Source organism: Mesorhizobium sp. M0854 (assembly GCF_040319815.1).
Classification (GTDB): domain Bacteria; phylum Pseudomonadota; class Alphaproteobacteria; order Rhizobiales; family Rhizobiaceae; genus Mesorhizobium.
Genome location: NZ_JAMYOL010000013.1, coordinates 1 through 17420, shown reverse-complemented (window position 1 = coordinate 17420; position 17420 = coordinate 1). Strand labels below are relative to the sequence as shown.

The following is a 17420-nucleotide window of genomic DNA, read 5'->3' as shown; positions in this document are numbered from 1 at the left end:
AACACTCGGACTTCAACTGTCACTGCTCCTCGGCATACAGCAGCCGCGTCTTTGCCTCGGAGGTCGGCAACAGGCTGCGCTGGATCAGCGCCTCGACATGGTCGTTGCGCTGGCGGGCGCTGTCGGCGCCCATCACCACGATGATCAGCCTGTGCCCGTCCGCATTATAGGAGGTGACGATGTTGAAGCCCGAAGCCCTGATGTAGCCGGTCTTGATGCCGTCGACCCCGCGCACCCGGCCGAGCATGTCGTTGTGGCCGCGCACCAGCCTGCCGCGGAACATGAAGTCGCTTTCAGAGAAATAGTGGAAATGCTGCGGGAAGCGGGCGTGCAGCGCCATGCCGAGCACCGCCATGTCGCGCGCGCTGGTGTGCTGGTCGCCGTCCGGCAGGCCCGAGGCGTTGCGGAAAACGGTGCTGCTCATGCCGATCTGGCGCGCCTTGGCGCTCATCATGCCGGCGAACGCCTCTTCGCTGCCGCCGAGATATTCGGCGACGGCGACCGCCACGTCATTGGCCGATTTGACGACGACGGCGCGGATCGCCGAATCGACGTCGATGGTCTCGCCGCGCCTGAACCGCAGCTTGGTCGGCGGCTGCCGGGCGGCGTTGTCCGACACCGGGATTTGCGTCTCCTTGCTGATGCGGCCCTGGTCCAGCGCCTCGAACAGGAGGTAGAGCGTCATCATCTTGGTCAGTGACGCCGGATAACGCGGCGCCGTCGAATTGACCTCGAACAGCGTCTTGCCGGTGCCGGCATCGATGACCATGGCGGCATATTTCTGCGGCGGCGCCGGTACCGCCAGCACGCTGTCGGGCGGCGTGACAGTCGTGCAGCCGGCAGCAAACAGCAGCAGCGCCAGCACAGCGACGCATTTGTGGATGGACGAAAAGAATCGGAAGGCGGACAAGTCAGTTCCGAAGGCAGGCTGTTTCTGAGACGAGGCGAAGCTATCTTAACGCAAAGGCACAGTCCATTTGGTTAATATCGCTCGGGGCCTCGAACGGTGCCCTGTCCACAGGCCGACGTGGCGCCGCCTGATGTGAATTGCCGGCCACCGCGCTTGCGCAATCGGCGGCGAGTGGGCTTTGCTGGCGCCGGCAGAATCGGGCCGCCAGAATCGGGCTGGCAGAATCGGTAGGTGCACATGGATACGGTCACGATCACGGCGAAGGGCATTTCGGTATCGGTCGATCTTGCCGTCGGCCATCTCGCCGACATGACGGTCGATATCGATGGCCGCCGGCTGAAGCCGCTGCATCGCGCACCCTGGGTCGGCGAGCCGCGCGAGATGCTGCCGAAAGACCTGCCCGAAGGGACGGTCCACCTGTCCGGCGATTTCCTCTGCGCACCCTTCTCGATCAGCGACGTCGAAGCGGCACCTTTGCATGGCTGGCCGGCAAATAGTCGCTGGGACGTCGTCGACAGCGCGGCAGCGGCCGACGGCTGGCGCGCCGTCTTCCGCCTGCAGCGCCCGGTCATGGGCGCAACCGTCGACAAGATCCTGACCTTGCGCGACGATCATCCCTTTCTCTATCAGGAGCACGTCTTTTCCGGCGGCGCCGGCGCCATTCCCGTCGCCCACCACCCGATGACGGTGATGACGGCCGGCGGCAGGCTAGCGTTCTCGCCGAAGCGCCTTGCCGCAACGCCGAGTGAGGCGCCGGAGCCCGATCCGGCCCGCGGCCGCTCGTTGCTCGCCTACCCGGCGCGAACCGCCGACCTGACGCGCTTTCCCGCTGCCGACGGCGGCACGATTGACCTGACCACCTATCGCATGGACCAGCTGCGTGAGGACTTCGTCACGCTGGTCGAAGCCGACCATGGCGGACCGGGCTGGACGGCGCTGGCGCGCCAGGCGGAAGCCGACCTCGTGCTGGTGCTGAAGAACCCGGCCGAACTGCCGGTCACCATGCTGTGGGTCAGCAATGGCGGGCGCGACTATGCGCCGTGGAGCGGCCGCCACCGCGGCGTGCTCGGCATCGAGGACGGCCGCACGGCCGTCGGCCACGCCGCATCGCTCGGCGACAATTGGCTGAAGCGCGAAGGCGTGGCGACCGCCTTTGCCCTTTCCGAAGGGCGCCGCTTTTCGTTCCGCCATGTCATCGGCGCGCTGCCTTGGCCATCCGGCGAGCCGCCGCACGACGTCACGACCTCGCCGGGCCGCATGCGTATCCTGGCGGCTGACGGTGCCGTGCGCGACATCGGCTTCGACGGCGATTTCCTGCGGATCGGTCAATCCAGGCCCGATTGAAGGCTTGGCACAATCCGGCGTTTGAAATTTCCGAAAACTGCCGCCAAAATGCGCCAGAACCACCGTAAGGGGCCAATGTCAGAAATCGCCCATATCGCTGCTGCCATTTTCAAGCGCGCCGGCAAGGCGCCGCGCTTCATCGTTGCCATTGCCGGTCCGCCCGGCGCCGGCAAGTCGACATTGTCGGCAGGCTTGCACGACCTGCTGCCGGAAGGCACGGCGGAAGTCGTGCCGATGGATGGCTTCCATTACGATGACGTCGTGCTCGATCGACGCGGCCTTCGCGCGCGAAAAGGTGCTCCGGAAACCTTTGATTTTGCCGGCTTCGAAGCGCTGCTGAAGCGCATCCGCGCCGGCGAGCCGGATATCGCCATCCCGGTCTTCGACCGCAGCATGGAGCTGTCGCGCGCCGCCGCTGCGATTGTCGCCGCCGACACCAAATTCATCCTGGTCGAAGGCAATTATCTGCTGCTCGACGAGGAACCCTGGACGCGGCTGGCGCCGCTGTTCGACTTCTCGATCTTCGTCGATGTGCCGCGCGCCGAGCTCGAGCGCCGACTGCTGGCGCGATGGCACGAGCACGGCCGCTCCGACGAGGACGCGCGCGCCTGGATCGCCTCTAACGATATGCCGAACATCGACCGCGTGCTTGCCCGTCGGCGGCCCGCCGACCTGGTGGTCGGCGACCTGGCCTGACTTGCAAGGAACCGCCCGGCCGGAACCTTGCCAGTTTCAGGCCGTTATCCCGGACACGGCAATTGTGCCCATGAGGGAACCGTTCGATGGAAACCATGGCAAGAAAGCCTGCGCCCGCCAAGGGCAGGGCAACACGATCAAAAGCCACTCGAGTGAAAACCAGCGCCGGCCCGGCAGCAGCGGCCCGCTCCAAGGATGCGGCAAAGCCCAGCTTTGGCAAGGCGGCGCCGAAAAAGGTGATGCCTGCCGCGGCCAAAGCCGCTGCACCCAAGCCCAAAAGATCGGCAAGCAGCAGAGGATCGATCGCAGGCAGCGCAATGCGCACTGTTAAAGCAACGGCCAATGTCGCCGCCGGTGCCGTGCTTGCCACCGCCAAAGGTGCGGCGTCGCTTGCTGCTTCCGTAGTCGGCAAGGGCGGCTCAAAGCCCCGGACCAAGGCAAAATAGCCGAGCGGAATCGACGTAAGATCAGCTTCTGGCCGGAATGGTGAGGCCCCTCTGCACCGCCGGTCGGGCGAGGCCACGCTCCAGCCATGCGCCCACGCTGGGGAAATCGTCGAAACCGACGAGTTCCCGCGCCTCGTAGAAGCCGATCAGATTGCGCACCCACCCAAGCATCGAAATATCGGCGATCGTGTAATCGTCGCCCATGATCCAGCTACGGCCCTTGAGCCTCGTTTCGAGGACGCCGATCAGCCGTCGCGACTCGTCGCGATAACGTTCCAGCGGGCGCTTGTCGGCGATTTCGCGCCCAGCGAATTTGTGGAAGAATCCGACTTGGCCGAACATCGGCCCGATCGAAGCCATCTGGAAGAACACCCACTGGATCGTCTCATAACGCAGCGTCGCGTCTGCCGGGACCAGCTGGCCGGTCTTGTCGCTGAGGTAAAGCAGGATGGCACCGGATTCGAACAAGCCGATCGGCTTGCCGCCCGGGCCGTCCGGATCGATCATCGCCGGTATCTTGCCGTTCGGGTTCAAAGACAGGAATTCCGGGGTCCAGCTCTCGTTCTTGCCGATATCGACGGCATGCGGCTCGTAAGGCAGGCCAAGTTCCTCCAGCGCGATCGATATCTTCACCCCGTTCGGCGTCGGAAACGAATAAAGCTGGATGCGGTCGAGGTGGCTCGCCGGCCAGCGCCTGGCAATCGGAAACGCGGACAGATCGGTCATCGAAACTCCTGGTAGGGGACCGCGCCGAGCGGCACGGTCATGGCGGGTCGCAGAGAGTTAGGCGCGACGCCTGGCGCGATCAATATGCGCATGGAAAGTTTCGCCGGCCCCGGTGAAGGACCCGCAAGGGGTGCGGTCACACGGCCTTTACCGCCAGCACCGCATTGGTGCCGCCGAAGGCGAAGCTGTTGCTGATCGCGGTGCGCACGGTGCGTTCGCGCGCCACGTTCGGCGTGATGTCGAGATCGCAGTCGGCGTCGGCTTCCCGATAATTGGCGGTCGGCGGCACGATGCCTTCGCGGATCGCCATCACGCAGGCGATCATTTCCAGCGCGCCGGAGGCGCCGAGGCAGTGGGCGTGCATCGATTTGGTCGAGGACACCGAAAGCTTGTAGGCATGGCCGCCGAACACGCGTTTGATCGCCGCCGTCTCGATCTGATCGTTGGCCTTGGTGCCGGTGCCATGCGCGTTGAGATAGTCGACGTCCTCGGGATTGAGCCCGGCATCGACGAGGCAGAAGCGCATCGCCGCCTCAGGCCCTTCGATGGTTGGCGCGACGATATCGGAGGCGTCGGCGGAAAGGCCGACGCCGGCGATTTCGGCAAGGATGGCGGCGCCGCGCGCCATGGCATGCTCATATGTTTCCAGCACCACCATGCCGGCGCCTTCGCCGAGCACGAGCCCCTGGCGGTCGCCCGAAAACGGCCGGCAGGTGTCCGGCGACAGTACCCGCAGGGCCTCCCAGCCCTTGAGGATGCCCCAGACCAGCGGCGCATCGGTGCCGCCGGCGACCATGACGTCGGCCCGGCCGAGCCTGATCTGATCGACCGCCGAGGCAATGGCGTGGTTGGATGACGAGCAGGCAGAGGTGATGCCGAACACCGGCCCGCGCAGACCAAGATTCATGCTGACATGGCCGGCTGCAGCGCCCGGCATTACTTTCGGGACGGTGAAGATGCCGGCGCGGTTCTTGCCTTCGAGCAGGATGGCGCGATAGTTCTCTTCGGTTGCCTCCCAGCCGCAGACGCCGACGCCGACGATGGTGCCCATCCGGTAGGTGTTGGCCGCGTGCGGGTTCAATCCCGCCTGCTGTGCCGCCTCCCGCGCGGCGATCGTCGCCAGAAGGCTGAAGCGGTCCATCGACACGACCTGCTTGCGGTCGATGCCGTGCTCGGGAAGCGCCTTGATTTCGCAGCCGACCTTGACCTTCAGATCATGCAGCAGCGGATTGTCGATCGCGCCGATTGCCGAACGGCCGGCGCGCATTTCATTCCAGATTGCCGATGCATTGGTGCCGAGCCCGCATAATCCGCCGATGCCCGTGATGACGACGCGCTTGTGCATTCAGTCAGGCTTTTTTCGCGATCAGCGCGCGAACCGCCTCGACCATGTCGCCGACATTCTTCAGATTGCTCCAGGCATCGACAGTGTTCATCTCGATTTCGATGCCATACTCTTCCTCGAGATCGAAGATGATCTCCGTCAGTTCCAGCGAATGGATGCCAAGGGCGGTCAGTTCGGTACTGGTGGTGATTTCCTCGCCGCCCGGCTCGGCATGAGCCTTGATCTTGGCGATGATATCGTTTGCCAGCTGGTCAGCCATTCGGTTTCTTCCCCAACTCTGTCGTTTCCCGACGCCAACTGATCAGCGCCCCTTTTGTCCTCGATTACGTCGTCATCGTCGCCTTTTACCCCCGCCAGGCGCCGGTGACCGTACCAAGGTGGCTCCCTCTATAGAAACCGAAACGCTGTCAAGCAACAAGCTATATATCGACAAAGCCGCCGCAGTGCTTAACGTTGGTGTCGTGGATACGATCGCATATAGCTTGACTTCAGTGCCGCCGGCCCAGCGTGTTGCCGGCGTCGCGCGGCTTGGCTGCGACTGGAACGGAGGCCGCACGCGTCTTCGGCGTCTGTACCAGGACGGTTCAGCCAAGATCCGCATGCCGGCGGTCTCGGCCGATCCGCTCGAAGCCGTCCTGATCAACACCGCCGGTGGGCTGACCGGTGGCGACCGGCTCGCCTGGGAGGTCGATGTCGGTGCCGGCGCCTCCGCAACCATAACAACGCAGGCCTGCGAGAAAATCTATCGCGCCGCGTCCGACCGCGCCGAAGTGCGGGTGCAGCTGACTGTCGGGGAAGACGGCCACATTGCCTGGCTGCCACAGGAAACCATCGTCTTCGACCGCTCGGCCTTTGCCCGCAGCCTTGACGTGGAGCTTGCCACCGGAGCCGAGGCGCTGATCCTGGAGGCCACCGTCTTCGGCCGCCTGGCCATGGGTGAACGGGCCACGCAAGGCCATTTCCACGACCGCTGGCGCGTCCGCCAGGACGGGGCGCTGGTCCATGCAGAGGAGTTCCGCATCGGGCCGGACATTGCGGCCGCCTTGAACCGTCCCGCAGCGGCCGGCGGTGCCGTCGCCGTGGCGACGCTGCTGATGGTGTCGCCACGGGCAGAGGCTTTGCTCGAGCCGGCCCGGGGCATAGTCGGCGGCCAGGGCGGCGTCAGTTTCTGGAGCGTGCGGAAATCTGGCAAGCTTCTTGCGAGGCTGTTCGCCGAGGACGGCTACCAGCTCCGCAAGCGGCTGGTGCCGCTTGTCGAATTGCTCAACGGACGGGCGGGCCTGCCCAAATTATGGTCACTCTGATCTCGATTGTGCCACCGCAGGAAAAAGCATGAATCTGACGCCAAGGGAGAAAGACAAGCTGCTGATCGCCATGGCGGCGATCGTGGCCCGCAAGCGGCTCGAACGCGGCGTCAAGCTCAATCGTCCGGAAGCGATCGCGCTGATCACCGATTTCGTCGTCGAGGGTGCCCGCGACGGCCGCGCGGTCGCCGAGCTGATGGAGGCCGGCGCCCATGTCGTCACCCGGGCCCAGGTGATGGAAGGCATTGCAGAAATGATCCACGATGTGCAGGTCGAGGCGACGTTTCCAGACGGCACCAAGCTGGTGACCGTGCACGAGCCGATCAGATAACACCGCCAAGGAGAGGAAAATGCTTGAGCTGCGTCCCAACTGCGAGTGCTGCGACAAGGATCTGCCGCCCGATGCGACGGATGCGGTGATCTGCACCTTCGAATGCACCTTTTGCGCCGACTGCGCACAAAACGTGCTCGGCGGCGCCTGTCCGAATTGCGGCGGCAACTTCTCGGCCCGCCCGATCCGTTCGGCAGCGCTGCTGAAGAAATATCCGGCCTCCACCAAGCGCGTCCTCAAGGCAGAGGGCTGCGCTCCGGCCCGCAAGGCAGCGTGAGAGGTACTCGAAGATGGAAGGTACGCCGATGATCCCCGCTACGATGAAACGCTCAACGCTGTCGGCGGTCCTGTTGCTGGCGGCAGCAATGCCAGCCTATGCCCATGTCGGCGTCGGCACGGTTTGGTCCTTCACCGCCGGCTTCTCCCACCCGCTCTCCGGCCTCGATCACATGACGGCGATGATTGCCGTCGGGCTATGGGCCGCGCTCAAGGGCGACAAAGTGATCTGGGCATGGCCGCTGGCCTTCGTAAGCGTCATGCTGGCCGGCGGCGTGCTTGGCATGCTGCATGTGCCGATGCCTTTCGTCGAGCCGGCGATACTGGCGTCCGTCGTGGCACTCGGGCTGCTGGTTGCGCTCGCCGTCGATCTTCCTGTCTCGGCCGGCGTCGCCGTCATCGGCCTGTTCGCGCTGTTCCACGGCTATGCCCATGGCACCGAGGTGCCTGGGAATGTCGGCGGACTCGGCTATATGGCGGGCTTTGCCGTTGCCACGGCACTGCTCCACGCCGTCGGCATCGCGGCCGGTCTCGGCCTCGGCTGGCGCTTCCGCGGGCTTGCCCGCGCCGCTGGCGCCGCTTGTGCCGCGATTGGCGCCGGCCTCGCTTTTGGCGTCATGTGAGGCCGCAATGATCCCCGGCGAAATCATCACGGCAAGCGGCGAGATCGAACTGAACAAGGGTCTGGCGACGGTCACCTTGAAGGTAGCCAACAGCGGCGACCGGCCGATCCAGGTAGGCAGCCATTATCATTTCTTCGAGACCAATGAGGGACTGAGATTCGATCGCGACAAGGCCCGCGGCATGCGCCTCGACATCGCTGCCGGCACCGCCATGCGCTTCGAGCCCGGCCAAGAGCGCGACGTTACCCTGGTGCCGTTCGGCGGCAAGCGCGAGGTCTACGGATTTCAGCAGAAGATCATGGGCGCGCCGTGAGATCGAAGGCGTCGAGCAGTTTCGGCTCAGCCGGGCGGCTTGGCCGCCGCATAGATGACGACCTTTCCCGGATCGTCGAATTCCACCGCCAGAACGTCCTCGGTTTGCACTCGCCGCGAATCGATGGCGTTGAACAGCAATGCGTTCGCTTCGATCTCCTTGCGCAGCTCGGCGATGTCGTCCCGATGTTGCCTGACCTTGTTTTCGATCGCCGGCGGCGGGCCGCCTTCGGTGCGCGCGGCATCGGTAAGAAACACGATATCGACCTTGTCGAGCTTGGATGTCTTGCGCACGGCGGCGATGTTTTCACGCGTGCGGTCGATCGCCGAACTGACCTTGCCGGCTTCCGCATTTGTCTGGGTCTCTTCCTGGCCGACCTCCGAGCCGACGATCCGGTTGACGGTCTCGGCGCTGTCGAGGCTCTGCGCGTTCAGCGCGGCGTGCGGAATGCTGGCTGCCAGAAACGCGGTCGCGGCAATCCCATGCAGCCATCTGGTGTCGGAGAAGGTGGTGATCGCCATCGCTCGTTCTCAGGGTCCTTTTCGAGGCTCGTGTCAGGGCGACAGGACCGAAACGCAACGTCCCCCGTGAAGGTTCCCTTTGCGATGCGGCGGGCTGGCCGGGCGCCGGCCCGCCGCCTCGTCTCGTCAGCTCGCTTTCTTGGTGATCAGCGTCAGCGCGCCATTGGTGCTCATGCTGGCGGCGATCACCTGCGCCGAGGTGAGCCCCTTGGCTTCGAGCGCGGATTTGACCTGCGGTGTCGCGTCGATCGAGCCGCGCAGTTTCTGCAGGTCGGCATCGCTGCGCTTGGCGATCACCTCGTTGACCTTGGCTTGAGTGTCCGCGGGCAGATCCTTGATATCGACGACGTTGATCGCCTGGATGGTGGGCGCCTGCGGCTGCGCGCCGGGCGCGGCAGGAGCAGGCGCAGCCGGCGCCGGACTGGGCTGCTGCGCAGGCTGTTGCTGGGCGCTGGCGGCGGTTGCGAGCACCAGCGTGGCGGCGGCTGCCAGAAGGGTCGTTTTGCGCATGGATGTTCCTTTCCATCGATTGGCAAATTGTCGTTTTGGGGTGGCCCGGCCACCTCAAACGCTAAATAGGATCGGAAAGTGTCGCTCAGCGGGTCATTGCGTGACCATAGGATGGCGGCAATGTGGGGCCCGGCTTCGACAAGCGGTATTTTCGGGCTGTATTTCGGGAGCAATTGCTGATGGCTAAAATCACCCGCGCCGCCTATGCGCAGATGTACGGCCCGACCGTCGGCGACAAGGTCCGGCTCGCCGACACCGAGCTGTTCATCGAGGTCGAAAGGGATCTCACTCTTCACGGCGAGGAGGTGAAGTTCGGCGGCGGCAAGGTCATCCGCGACGGCATGGGCCAGAGCCAGGTGTCGCGCGCGCAAGGCGCGGTCGACACCGTCATCACCAATGCGCTGGTCGTCGATGCCACCGCCGGTATCGTCAAGGCAGATATCGGCCTCAGGGACGGCCGTATCGCCGCGATCGGCAAGGCCGGCAATCCGGATACCCAAGGCGGCGTCACCATCATCATCGGTCCCGGCACCGAGATCATCGCCGGCGAGGGCAAGATCCTGACCGCCGGCGGCTTCGACGCGCATATCCACTTCATCTGCCCGCAGCAGATCGAGGAAGCGCTGATGTCGGGCATCACCACCATGCTCGGCGGCGGCACCGGCCCGGCGCACGGCACGCTGGCCACCACCTGCACGCCTGGGCCGTGGCATCTGGCGCGCATGATCCAGTCTTTCGACGCCTTCCCTATGAATATCGGCCTGTCGGGCAAGGGCAACGCGTCCCTGCCTGCCGCGCTCGAGGAGATGGTGCTCGCCGGCGCCTGCTCGCTGAAGCTGCACGAGGACTGGGGCACGACGCCGGCTGCAATCGACTGCTGCCTGTCGGTCGCCGACGATTACGACGTGCAGGTAATGATCCACACCGACACGCTGAACGAGTCCGGCTTCGTCGAAAACACGGTCGCGGCGATCAAGGGCCGCACCATCCATGCCTTCCACACCGAAGGCGCCGGCGGCGGCCACGCGCCTGATATCATCAAGGTCTGCGGCCTGCCTAACGTCATTCCGTCCTCGACCAACCCGACACGCCCCTACACGATCAACACGCTGGCCGAACACCTCGACATGCTGATGGTCTGTCACCATCTGTCGCCGTCGATCCCCGAAGATATCGCCTTTGCCGAGAGCCGCATCCGCAAGGAAACCATCGCCGCCGAAGACATTCTGCACGACATCGGCGCCTTCTCGATCATCTCGTCGGACAGCCAGGCCATGGGCCGTGTCGGCGAAGTGGCGATCCGCTGCTGGCAGACCGCCGACAAGATGAAGCGGCAGCGCGGTTCGCTGCCGCAGGAGACCGGCGACAACGACAATTTCCGCGTCCGCCGCTACATCGCCAAATACACCATCAATCCGGCCATCGCGCATGGCCTGTCGAAGGACATCGGCTCGGTGGCGGTGGGAAAACGCGCCGACCTCGTGCTGTGGAATCCGGCCTTTTTCGGCGTCAAGCCGGACATGGTGCTGATCGGCGGCATGATAGCCGCCGCCCCGATGGGCGATCCCAACGCCTCGATCCCGACGCCGCAGCCGATGCATTACCGGCCGATGTTCGGGGCCTACGGCAAGGCGATGACCAATTCGTCGGTGACGTTCGTCTCCAAGGCCGCGCTCGACACCGGCCTGCGCGGCAGGCTCGGCATCGACAAGCAGATGGTCGCGGTCGAGAACACCCGCGGCGGCATCGGCAAGCATTCGATGGTGCTCAACGACGCCACGCCGCATGTCGAGGTCGACCCGGAAACCTATGAGGTCCGCGCCGACGGCGAACTCTTGACCTGCGAGCCAGCAACCGTGCTACCGATGGCGCAAAGGTACTTTTTGTTTTGAGGTGATGCGTGTTCTGGCGCACAAGCTCCCCGCTGGACGCCGACGACGAGGAGTGGCAGCTCGATTGCTGGGGTTGGCTGCTCAGGCATTTCGGCGGGGCAGCCGCGCTGCGCAAACGTTCGCTGATCTTGCCAACACGAGCATTTTTCACCCCCTCTGAAGAACAGGGGCACGCCGCTGCATCGCACTATTTCGGGCAGGTGGCGGCATATTTTGGCATCGATGCGGCCCGCTTCAATCTCGTGCCACAGGAAGATTCAATCGATCCGGTTTTGGGACCGCTTCAGGTCCTTCAGGACGCGCCGCGGGAGCCTGCCGGGACCTTCTCCGTGTCCCGGGGCGGTGCCATGACAATCACCTACAATCCGGCGATCGTTCCCAAGCCCATGAAGCTCATTGCGACGTTCGCGCATGAGATTTGTCATCCATTGCTGTTCTCGGTGCCTGAAGAACCGCCGGGCGGCACCGAGATGGAGGAGTTCGCAACCGATCTCGCGGTCACCTTCTTCGGCTTTGGTATCTTCAATTCCAACACTGCGGCGAGTTTCACTCAGTACCGCGACACCGCCACCGGCACGCAAGGCTGGTCCTTCGAGCGACAAGGCTATCTGTCGCCAGCGGAACGCGCCTTTGCGCCGGCGCTGTTCATCCAGGCGCGCGGTCAGGGAATACAGGACGCGCGCGAGTATCTCGATTCCGGGCCGTTGGCCTATTTTCGCAAGGCAACGAAGTATCTGGCGCAGACGCCATCCATTTCATCCGATCTGCTTGCGGCGCACCAATAGCCAAGGTCTCAACGGACTCAAGATTCGAACGGCAGGTCAGCGCAGCAGAAACCGGTTTTCACTTTTCAGATCACAATCTAGAACGCCAAATGTAGAACATGCCGCGCCAGGCCTATGGACCAGCAACTCCCCTACGCCCACGACATTTTCCCGCATATCCGCATCGTCCTGGGCATGGTGATCGGCCTTGGCGTCACACGGCTGCTGTCGGGGCTCGCCCGCATCGTCCAGCATCCCGGCCAATACCGGCTCTATCCCGTGCACCTCGCCTGGGTTGCGTCGGTGCTTTTAATGCTGGTGCATTTCTGGTGGTGGGAGTTCGGCCTGTTCCAGATCGAGAATTGGACTTTCGGCAAATACCTGTTCATCATCTTCTACGCCGTCACGCTGTTCCTGCTCTGCGCGCTGCTGTTTCCGGATTCGATGCTGGACTACACCAGCTATGAGGATTTCTTTTATTCGCGCCGGGCCTGGTTCTTCGGCCTGCTGGCGGCGACCTATCTGCTCGACGTGATCGATACGCTGCTGAAAGGGCCGGAGCATTTCGCCCATTTTGGCGTCGAATATCTGATCCGCACGCCGGTTTTCGTCGCGCTTTGCGTCATTGCGATCCTGCTGCGCGACCGCCGCTTTCACATCGCCTTTGTCGCCGGCGCGCTCGTCTATCAGATATCGTTCATCCTGCGGCTCTTCGACACGATCGTCTGAGCCCCATTGGGGCGGCGGACGCGATAGGCTAGGCTTTTTGGGAGAGGCAGTTTTTACATGAAGCTCGATATTCGCACCGACTTCACCAAATTCCCGCGCGCCGTCTCCGTCCTGGCCGCAGGCGAAGCCGGAACCACCACGCCATACGACAGTGCGGTGCTTGCCCATGACGAGCGGCATCTGCGCCGTCGCGCCATCGAAACGGTGCGTAACGACAAGGTGCTGGTCGACCTGCCCGAACCGGTGACCTTGAACCATGGTGACCGGCTGGTGCTGGAGGATGGCCGCCACATCGAGATCATCGCGGCCGAGGAGCCGCTGTACGATATCCGTGCCGGCGGCCCTGTCCATCTGGCCGAACTTGCCTGGCATATCGGCAACCGTCATCTCGCGGCAAGCATCGAGGCTGACCGAATCCTCATCCTGCGCGACCATGTCATCAAGGCGATGCTGGAAGGGCTGGGCGCCACGGTGAGCGACGTCTCCGAGCCATTCAAGCCGGTGCGCGGCGCTTATTCCGGCCATGGCCATTCTCACGCCGAGGCGCATGCGCACAGCCATGCCGAAGCGCATTCCCATACCCATACCGAATCGCATTCCCACAGCCATTCGCACGACCATGACCATGACTGACCAGCCTTCCAACGTTGCCCAGCCTTCCAATATTGCTTTGTTGCGGCTGATGGCGTGGCTGTCGCCTTCCTTCCCGGTCGGCGGCTTTTCCTACAGCCATGGTCTCGAGCAAGCCGTGCATGCCGGGCTGGTTGCCGACAGCAAAGAGCTCGCCGCGTGGCTGGAAACGCTGGTCGAGATGGGTTCGGGCTGGAATGATGCGGTGCTGTTTGCCGAAAGCTGGCGCAGGGCGCGCGAAACCGGCGATCTCGATGAAATCGTCGCCCTTGCCGAAGCTCTGGCAGGCTCGCGCGAGCGCCATGCCGAGACCATGCTGCAGGGCGCTGCTTTCCTGAAGGCGGCCTTCGCCTGGCCGTGCCAGGTGCTGGATCGCCTGCCGGCCGAATGTGCCTATTGCGTTGCCGTCGGCGCCGTTGCCGGCGGTCACGGCATTGCGCTGCGGGACGCCCTGGCGGCCTTTCTGCAGGCCTTCTTCTCCAATCTCGTCCAGGCTGCGATCCGGCTTGGCATCGTTGGCCAGAGTGCCGCGATGACGCTACTGGCCGCCTTCGAACCGCTTGCCCTGGCCACGGCCGACCGCGCTGCCGGCTCGACCCTCGATGATCTCGGCGGGTGCGCTTTCATCTCCGACGTCACGGCGATGAAGCACGAGGCCCAGTATTCGCGGCTGTTCCGCTCATGATCATTCTCGCTTTCGCCCTCTCGCTCGTCCTGCTGTTGATCACAGCACTGCATGTTTATTGGGGCATTGGCGGCATCTGGCCGGGCAGGGACGCTGCCTCCTGCGCCCGCGCGGTGGTCGGCTTCCGTGGCGTCGACGAGATGCCGGCGCCCTTCGCCAGCTTCGCCGTCGCCGCATGCCTGGGCCTGGCGACGCTGTGGCCGATGGCGCTCGAAGGCGTGTTTGCCACGCCCTTTCCCAAGGCCGGGCTCGCCGCCACAGCGCTGCTCATCGCACTGGTCTTCCTGGCGCGCGGCATTGCCGGCTTCACGCCTTGGTGGCGCCGGCTGACGCCCGAGCAGCCTTTCGTGCGGCTCGATCTGCGTTATTATTCGCCGCTGTGCCTGCTGATCGGGCTTGGCTTTGCCATTCTTGCCCTCACGGAGTTCCCCGCATGATATCACCCAACGGTCCTCTTCGCGTCGGCATCGGCGGTCCGGTCGGCTCGGGCAAGACGACGCTCACCGAAAAGCTTTGCAAGGCGCTGCGTGACGAGTTCTCGATCGCCGTCGTCACCAACGACATCTACACCAAGGAAGACGCCATGATGCTGGCCCGGCTGCAGGCGCTCCCTGAGGATCGCATCATCGGCGTCGAGACCGGCGGCTGCCCGCACACCGCCATTCGCGAGGACGCCTCGATCAATCTGCAGGCGATCGCCGAGATGACCAAAAAATTCCCGGATCTCGATGTCGTCTTCATCGAATCGGGCGGCGACAACCTCGCCGCCACTTTCTCGCCGGACCTTGCCGACCTGACGCTCTATGTCATCTCGGTTTGCCAAGGCGAGGAGATTCCGCGCAAGGGCGGACCGGCGATCACCCGGTCCGATTTCCTGGTCATCAACAAGAGCGACCTTGCGCCCTATGTGAACGTCAATCTCGACATCATGGAACGCGACGCTGCCCGCATGCGCGGCAAACGGCCGTTCGGCTTCACCGACCTGTCGCGCGGCAAGGGGCTTCAGGAGGTGATAGATTTCATCGTCGAGCATGGCGGGCTGAGAGCTGGCACTGCCACCAGCACGGCGGCATAGCAATCGCGTTCGCCTGCACCAAACGAAACCGGTTGCGCGCGTTCCAGTCGCGCGGCATCCTCGCCTCTTCACGGAGGTTACGATGAGCATCGCCCGCCTGCAGAAGGAAGTGCTGACCAACCTGCCGTTCTATGAGGAGCGCGTCGATCTCGCTTGCGCCTTCCGCTGGACGGCGCGGCTCAACATGCACGAGGCGGTGGCCAATCATTTTTCGCTGGCGGTCAACGACGATGGCTCGCAATTCCTGATGAACCCCAACCAGGTGCATTTCTCGCGCATCAAGGCGAGCGATCTGCTTTTGATCGACGCCAATGATCCCGACACGCTTATCGGCCCGAATGCGCCCGACCCGACGGCGTGGGGCCTGCATGGTGCCATCCATCGCAACGTGCGTCATGCGCGCTGCGTCATGCATGTCCACTCGATCCACGCCACCGTGCTTGCCTCGCTCGCCGACTCGACGCTGCCGCCGGTCGACCAGAACTCGGCGATCTTCTTCAACCGCCATGTCGTCGACGCTCATTATGGCGGGCTGGCCTTCGAGGAAGAGGGCGAGCGCTGCTCCCAGTTGCTTGTCGACCCGAAGGTCAAGGTGATGGTGATGGGCAACCATGGCGTGCTGGTCATCGGCGACAGCGTCGCCGACACCTTCAACCGCATGTTCTATTTCGAGCGCGCCGCCGAAACCTATATCAAGGCGCTGTGGACAGGTCGGCCGCTGCGGGTACTGTCGGATGAGATCGCGGAGAAAGCGGCAAGGGAACAGGAAGACTATCCCGGCCAGGCCGAGCGCCACCTTTCCGAACTGAAGGCGATCCTCGACGAGCAGGAGCCTGCCTACCGGAGTTGAGGGCGGTCCCGCCGGGCTGGCTTAAAGCCCGAGTTCGGCCCGCAATTCAGCGGCGCTGTTGATGACAATCGCCCCCGGCGGCCCCTCCATGGGCACCTCTGGCCAGAAGATCGTCTTCATCCCAGCTGCCAGCCCCGCCGTGGCGCCGGTCACGCTGTCGTCGACCGCCACGGCCTCGGCGGGATCGACGTCGGCCAACCAGGCGGCGCGCAGGAAAGGTTCGGCATGCGGCTTGCCTTCACGCACGTCGTTGCGGCTGACCGTCTTCATGCCGGGATAGAAAAGGCCTACGGCGCGCAGATTGGCATCGACGATCAGTCTGTCCGAGTTGGACACCACCGCTTGCGGCACGCCAAGCGCGCGCAGCTCATTGAAAATCTCGATCGCGCCGGTGCGTGGCGTCAGCGTTTCGGCCATCGGCAGATAGTGATCGTATTTGCGCACGATCCAGTCGTCGAAAGGCAGGTCGAGGCCGAACTCGTCGCGCAGCATTTCGTAGACCGGCCATGCGGCGATGCCGAGCACGCGCTCATGCAGGTCGGCCGGCGGCGCGATGCCGACGCTGTGCAGCGCCGCAATCAGCGCCGCCTCGTGCAGCGGCTCGCTGTCGACCAGCGTGCCGTCCATATCCCAGAAAACCGCTTTCGGCGTCATGCAAGGCTCCATTCTCAAAAAATTCCTTAAAGCGTTTAGCGCGCGAGATAAACCGCCGCGTCCCCGCTAATGCATGTCGCGCAAAGTGTGCAGCGGTTTTGCGATGACGACATGCATAAAAAGCAACCTAAAACGTGTCGCATGAGGCCGATCGAACGCAACGCGCTTTAGAACCGGGATTGGTGCAACCTCGACAGCCTTGCTGTTGCAACGAGACTGGGTCGACTTGTCACTTCGCTCCAAACACCAAGTTTCATCACTAAGCAATTGCTCTTACAATAGGCAATTGCGCGCAAGTTCATTCCCTGCGAAACTACTGCGCTCCGCCTCTTATGCTCGGCGGGGTTGGGAGGCAGGAACTTGAATTCGCGGCAGGACAGCGGCGGCAACAGGCTGGACGACGCGGCGCGTGCCGGCTGGCTCTATTATGTCGCAGGCAACACCCAGGACCAGATCGCCGCCACGCTTGGCATCTCGCGGCAGACGGCGCAGCGCCTGGTGTCGCTCGCAGTCTCCGAAGGGCTGATCAAGGTGCGCGTCGACCATCCGATCGCCAATTGCCTCGACCTTGCGGCACGGCTGAAATCGCGCTTTGCGCTCGATCTGGTCGAGGTGGTGCCGAGCGACCCTTCTTCTTCCTCCACCGTCATCGGCGTCGCCGAGGCGGCGGCGGCCGAGATCGAACGGCGGCTGCGGTCGCGGGGGGGGGGCAACAAAGGCCGCGCGCCCCGCCCCCCCCACCAAAACACCAGCCAACAGCACAACACGCCAGGACAGCGCACCCCCCACAAACATA

General features: G+C 64.0%; 25 protein-coding genes. 18 read left to right on the top strand and 7 right to left on the bottom strand.

Translation table 11 applies throughout. The features are described from left to right. Nucleotides 1–19: 19 nt before the first annotated feature. A complete protein-coding gene (locus tag NKH99_RS20220) occupies nucleotides 20–910 on the bottom strand; it encodes a D-alanyl-D-alanine carboxypeptidase family protein (RefSeq protein ID WP_352682993.1) in 891 nt (296 codons plus the stop codon). 237 nt (nucleotides 911–1147) lie between these two features. On the opposite strand from NKH99_RS20220, the gene NKH99_RS20215 reads away from it, so the two are divergent. The 4 genes from NKH99_RS20215 (at nucleotide 1148) to NKH99_RS20200 (ending at nucleotide 3396) form a co-directional block, all read left to right on the top strand. Continuing rightward, nucleotides 1148–2254: a hypothetical protein gene (locus NKH99_RS20215; RefSeq protein ID WP_353015150.1), complete on the top strand. Its 1107-nt coding sequence runs from the start codon at nucleotides 1148–1150 to the stop codon at nucleotides 2252–2254. Nucleotides 2255–2329: 75 nt separating this feature from the next. Then, nucleotides 2330–2950 (top strand): nucleoside triphosphate hydrolase, encoded by a 621-nt coding sequence (locus tag NKH99_RS20210; RefSeq protein WP_352539906.1) that lies wholly within the window; start codon nucleotides 2330–2332, stop codon nucleotides 2948–2950. A gap of 70 nt (nucleotides 2951–3020) precedes the next feature. Next, a complete protein-coding gene (locus NKH99_RS20205; RefSeq protein ID WP_352539907.1) occupies nucleotides 3021–3281 on the top strand; it encodes a hypothetical protein in 261 nt (86 codons plus the stop codon). Further along, entirely contained in the window at nucleotides 3268–3396 is a 129-nt protein-coding gene (locus NKH99_RS20200) for a hypothetical protein (protein ID WP_302893450.1), read from the top strand. Before NKH99_RS20205 ends, NKH99_RS20200 begins: the two co-directional genes overlap by 14 nt. A gap of 21 nt (nucleotides 3397–3417) precedes the next feature. Here the strand turns inward: NKH99_RS20200 and NKH99_RS20195 are convergent, their stop codons facing one another. The 3 genes from NKH99_RS20195 to NKH99_RS20185 all read right to left on the bottom strand — a co-directional run bounded on the left by NKH99_RS20195 (nucleotide 3418) and on the right by NKH99_RS20185 (nucleotide 5726). Further along, nucleotides 3418–4122, bottom strand: a complete 705-nt coding sequence (locus NKH99_RS20195; protein ID WP_352771134.1) for a glutathione S-transferase family protein — start codon at nucleotides 4120–4122, stop codon at nucleotides 3418–3420. 136 nt (nucleotides 4123–4258) lie between these two features. After that, on the bottom strand, nucleotides 4259–5467 hold the full coding sequence (locus NKH99_RS20190; RefSeq protein WP_353015148.1) for a beta-ketoacyl-[acyl-carrier-protein] synthase family protein: 1209 nt from the start codon (nucleotides 5465–5467) through the stop codon (nucleotides 4259–4261). Nucleotides 5468–5471: 4 nt separating this feature from the next. Further along, nucleotides 5472–5726 (bottom strand): acyl carrier protein, encoded by a 255-nt coding sequence (locus NKH99_RS20185; RefSeq protein WP_023677013.1) that lies wholly within the window; start codon nucleotides 5724–5726, stop codon nucleotides 5472–5474. A 202-nt stretch (nucleotides 5727–5928) separates the two neighbouring features. Between NKH99_RS20185 and NKH99_RS20180 the strand changes: the two genes are divergently transcribed. From NKH99_RS20180 to NKH99_RS20160, 5 genes are read left to right on the top strand one after another with little or no spacing between them, the layout of a single operon-like run. Then, nucleotides 5929–6771, top strand: a complete 843-nt coding sequence (locus NKH99_RS20180) for an urease accessory protein UreD (protein ID WP_352539909.1) — start codon at nucleotides 5929–5931, stop codon at nucleotides 6769–6771. Between the two features lie 28 nt (nucleotides 6772–6799). Further along, nucleotides 6800–7102, top strand: a complete 303-nt coding sequence (locus NKH99_RS20175; protein WP_353015146.1) for an urease subunit gamma — start codon at nucleotides 6800–6802, stop codon at nucleotides 7100–7102. Between the two features lie 19 nt (nucleotides 7103–7121). Next, on the top strand, nucleotides 7122–7379 hold the full coding sequence (locus tag NKH99_RS20170) for a DUF1272 domain-containing protein (RefSeq protein WP_352619414.1): 258 nt from the start codon (nucleotides 7122–7124) through the stop codon (nucleotides 7377–7379). Nucleotides 7380–7407: 28 nt separating this feature from the next. Further along, nucleotides 7408–8001 carry a HupE/UreJ family protein gene (locus NKH99_RS20165; RefSeq protein ID WP_352540030.1) on the top strand — a complete coding sequence of 198 codons (594 nt, stop codon included), beginning with the start codon at nucleotides 7408–7410 and terminating at the stop codon, nucleotides 7999–8001. Between the two features lie 7 nt (nucleotides 8002–8008). After that, entirely contained in the window at nucleotides 8009–8314 is a 306-nt protein-coding gene (locus tag NKH99_RS20160; protein WP_353015143.1) for an urease subunit beta, read from the top strand. A gap of 26 nt (nucleotides 8315–8340) precedes the next feature. Here NKH99_RS20160 and NKH99_RS20155 read toward each other — a convergent pair whose 3' ends face one another. Then, a complete protein-coding gene (locus tag NKH99_RS20155; RefSeq protein ID WP_023677007.1) occupies nucleotides 8341–8835 on the bottom strand; it encodes a hypothetical protein in 495 nt (164 codons plus the stop codon). Nucleotides 8836–8961: 126 nt separating this feature from the next. Continuing rightward, entirely contained in the window at nucleotides 8962–9345 is a 384-nt protein-coding gene (locus NKH99_RS20150; RefSeq protein ID WP_023677006.1) for a hypothetical protein, read from the bottom strand. A gap of 179 nt (nucleotides 9346–9524) precedes the next feature. On the opposite strand from NKH99_RS20150, the gene ureC reads away from it, so the two are divergent. The 8 genes from ureC to NKH99_RS20110 all read left to right on the top strand — a co-directional run bounded on the left by ureC (nucleotide 9525) and on the right by NKH99_RS20110 (nucleotide 15970). Then, nucleotides 9525–11237, top strand: coding sequence for an urease subunit alpha (ureC, locus tag NKH99_RS20145; RefSeq protein ID WP_502900087.1), 1713 nt, complete (start codon nucleotides 9525–9527; stop codon nucleotides 11235–11237). Nucleotides 11238–11245: 8 nt separating this feature from the next. Further along, nucleotides 11246–12022: a hypothetical protein gene (locus NKH99_RS20140; protein ID WP_353015141.1), complete on the top strand. Its 777-nt coding sequence runs from the start codon at nucleotides 11246–11248 to the stop codon at nucleotides 12020–12022. Between the two features lie 114 nt (nucleotides 12023–12136). Further along, complete coding sequence (locus NKH99_RS20135; RefSeq protein WP_352474742.1) at nucleotides 12137–12730, top strand: hypothetical protein; 594 nt, start codon at nucleotides 12137–12139, stop codon at nucleotides 12728–12730. A gap of 57 nt (nucleotides 12731–12787) precedes the next feature. Beyond that, complete coding sequence (locus tag NKH99_RS20130; RefSeq protein WP_352821547.1) at nucleotides 12788–13363, top strand: urease accessory protein UreE; 576 nt, start codon at nucleotides 12788–12790, stop codon at nucleotides 13361–13363. Continuing rightward, nucleotides 13350–14045: an urease accessory protein UreF gene (locus tag NKH99_RS20125; RefSeq protein WP_352709118.1), complete on the top strand. Its 696-nt coding sequence runs from the start codon at nucleotides 13350–13352 to the stop codon at nucleotides 14043–14045. The genes NKH99_RS20130 and NKH99_RS20125 overlap by 14 nt, the downstream gene beginning before the upstream one ends. Continuing rightward, nucleotides 14042–14482 carry a DUF3995 domain-containing protein gene (locus NKH99_RS20120; protein ID WP_352709116.1) on the top strand — a complete coding sequence of 147 codons (441 nt, stop codon included), beginning with the start codon at nucleotides 14042–14044 and terminating at the stop codon, nucleotides 14480–14482. The genes NKH99_RS20125 and NKH99_RS20120 overlap by 4 nt, the downstream gene beginning before the upstream one ends. Then, complete coding sequence (gene ureG / locus NKH99_RS20115; RefSeq protein ID WP_352709115.1) at nucleotides 14479–15120, top strand: urease accessory protein UreG; 642 nt, start codon at nucleotides 14479–14481, stop codon at nucleotides 15118–15120. Before NKH99_RS20120 ends, ureG begins: the two co-directional genes overlap by 4 nt. Before the next feature lie 82 nt (nucleotides 15121–15202). After that, nucleotides 15203–15970 (top strand): class II aldolase and adducin N-terminal domain-containing protein, encoded by a 768-nt coding sequence (locus tag NKH99_RS20110; RefSeq protein WP_352615085.1) that lies wholly within the window; start codon nucleotides 15203–15205, stop codon nucleotides 15968–15970. Nucleotides 15971–15991: 21 nt separating this feature from the next. Here NKH99_RS20110 and NKH99_RS20105 read toward each other — a convergent pair whose 3' ends face one another. Next, on the bottom strand, nucleotides 15992–16624 hold the full coding sequence (locus NKH99_RS20105; RefSeq protein ID WP_352615083.1) for an HAD family hydrolase: 633 nt from the start codon (nucleotides 16622–16624) through the stop codon (nucleotides 15992–15994). A gap of 360 nt (nucleotides 16625–16984) precedes the next feature. On the opposite strand from NKH99_RS20105, the gene NKH99_RS20100 reads away from it, so the two are divergent. Then, a partial coding sequence (locus NKH99_RS20100; protein ID WP_353015137.1) for a helix-turn-helix domain-containing protein occupies nucleotides 16985–17420 on the top strand: 436 nt, incomplete at its 3' end.

Excerpts from the sequence above, each read along its gene's own strand:
- NKH99_RS20125 (WP_352709118.1), top strand. The coding sequence starts at position 13,350 with ATGACCATGACTGACCAGCCTTCCAACGTTGCCCAGCCTTCCAATATT.
- NKH99_RS20170 (WP_352619414.1), top strand. The coding sequence starts at position 7,122 with ATGCTTGAGCTGCGTCCCAACTGCGAGTGCTGCGACAAGGATCTGCCG.
- NKH99_RS20130 (WP_352821547.1), top strand. The coding sequence starts at position 12,788 with ATGAAGCTCGATATTCGCACCGACTTCACCAAATTCCCGCGCGCCGTC.
- ureG (WP_352709115.1), top strand. The coding sequence starts at position 14,479 with ATGATATCACCCAACGGTCCTCTTCGCGTCGGCATCGGCGGTCCGGTC.
- NKH99_RS20175 (WP_353015146.1), top strand. The coding sequence starts at position 6,800 with ATGAATCTGACGCCAAGGGAGAAAGACAAGCTGCTGATCGCCATGGCG.
- NKH99_RS20195 (WP_352771134.1), bottom strand. The coding sequence starts at position 4,122 with ATGACCGATCTGTCCGCGTTTCCGATTGCCAGGCGCTGGCCGGCGAGC.
- NKH99_RS20210 (WP_352539906.1), top strand. The coding sequence starts at position 2,330 with ATGTCAGAAATCGCCCATATCGCTGCTGCCATTTTCAAGCGCGCCGGC.
- ureC (WP_502900087.1), top strand. The coding sequence starts at position 9,525 with ATGGCTAAAATCACCCGCGCCGCCTATGCGCAGATGTACGGCCCGACC.
- NKH99_RS20105 (WP_352615083.1), bottom strand. The coding sequence starts at position 16,624 with ATGACGCCGAAAGCGGTTTTCTGGGATATGGACGGCACGCTGGTCGAC.
- NKH99_RS20215 (WP_353015150.1), top strand. The coding sequence starts at position 1,148 with ATGGATACGGTCACGATCACGGCGAAGGGCATTTCGGTATCGGTCGAT.
- NKH99_RS20165 (WP_352540030.1), top strand. The coding sequence starts at position 7,408 with ATGATCCCCGCTACGATGAAACGCTCAACGCTGTCGGCGGTCCTGTTG.
- NKH99_RS20160 (WP_353015143.1), top strand. The coding sequence starts at position 8,009 with ATGATCCCCGGCGAAATCATCACGGCAAGCGGCGAGATCGAACTGAAC.
- NKH99_RS20205 (WP_352539907.1), top strand. The coding sequence starts at position 3,021 with ATGAGGGAACCGTTCGATGGAAACCATGGCAAGAAAGCCTGCGCCCGC.
- NKH99_RS20135 (WP_352474742.1), top strand. The coding sequence starts at position 12,137 with ATGGACCAGCAACTCCCCTACGCCCACGACATTTTCCCGCATATCCGC.
- NKH99_RS20200 (WP_302893450.1), top strand. The coding sequence starts at position 3,268 with ATGCGCACTGTTAAAGCAACGGCCAATGTCGCCGCCGGTGCCGTGCTT.
- NKH99_RS20190 (WP_353015148.1), bottom strand. The coding sequence starts at position 5,467 with ATGCACAAGCGCGTCGTCATCACGGGCATCGGCGGATTATGCGGGCTC.
- NKH99_RS20150 (WP_023677006.1), bottom strand. The coding sequence starts at position 9,345 with ATGCGCAAAACGACCCTTCTGGCAGCCGCCGCCACGCTGGTGCTCGCA.
- NKH99_RS20185 (WP_023677013.1), bottom strand. The coding sequence starts at position 5,726 with ATGGCTGACCAGCTGGCAAACGATATCATCGCCAAGATCAAGGCTCAT.
- NKH99_RS20110 (WP_352615085.1), top strand. The coding sequence starts at position 15,203 with ATGAGCATCGCCCGCCTGCAGAAGGAAGTGCTGACCAACCTGCCGTTC.
- NKH99_RS20120 (WP_352709116.1), top strand. The coding sequence starts at position 14,042 with ATGATCATTCTCGCTTTCGCCCTCTCGCTCGTCCTGCTGTTGATCACA.
- NKH99_RS20155 (WP_023677007.1), bottom strand. The coding sequence starts at position 8,835 with ATGGCGATCACCACCTTCTCCGACACCAGATGGCTGCATGGGATTGCC.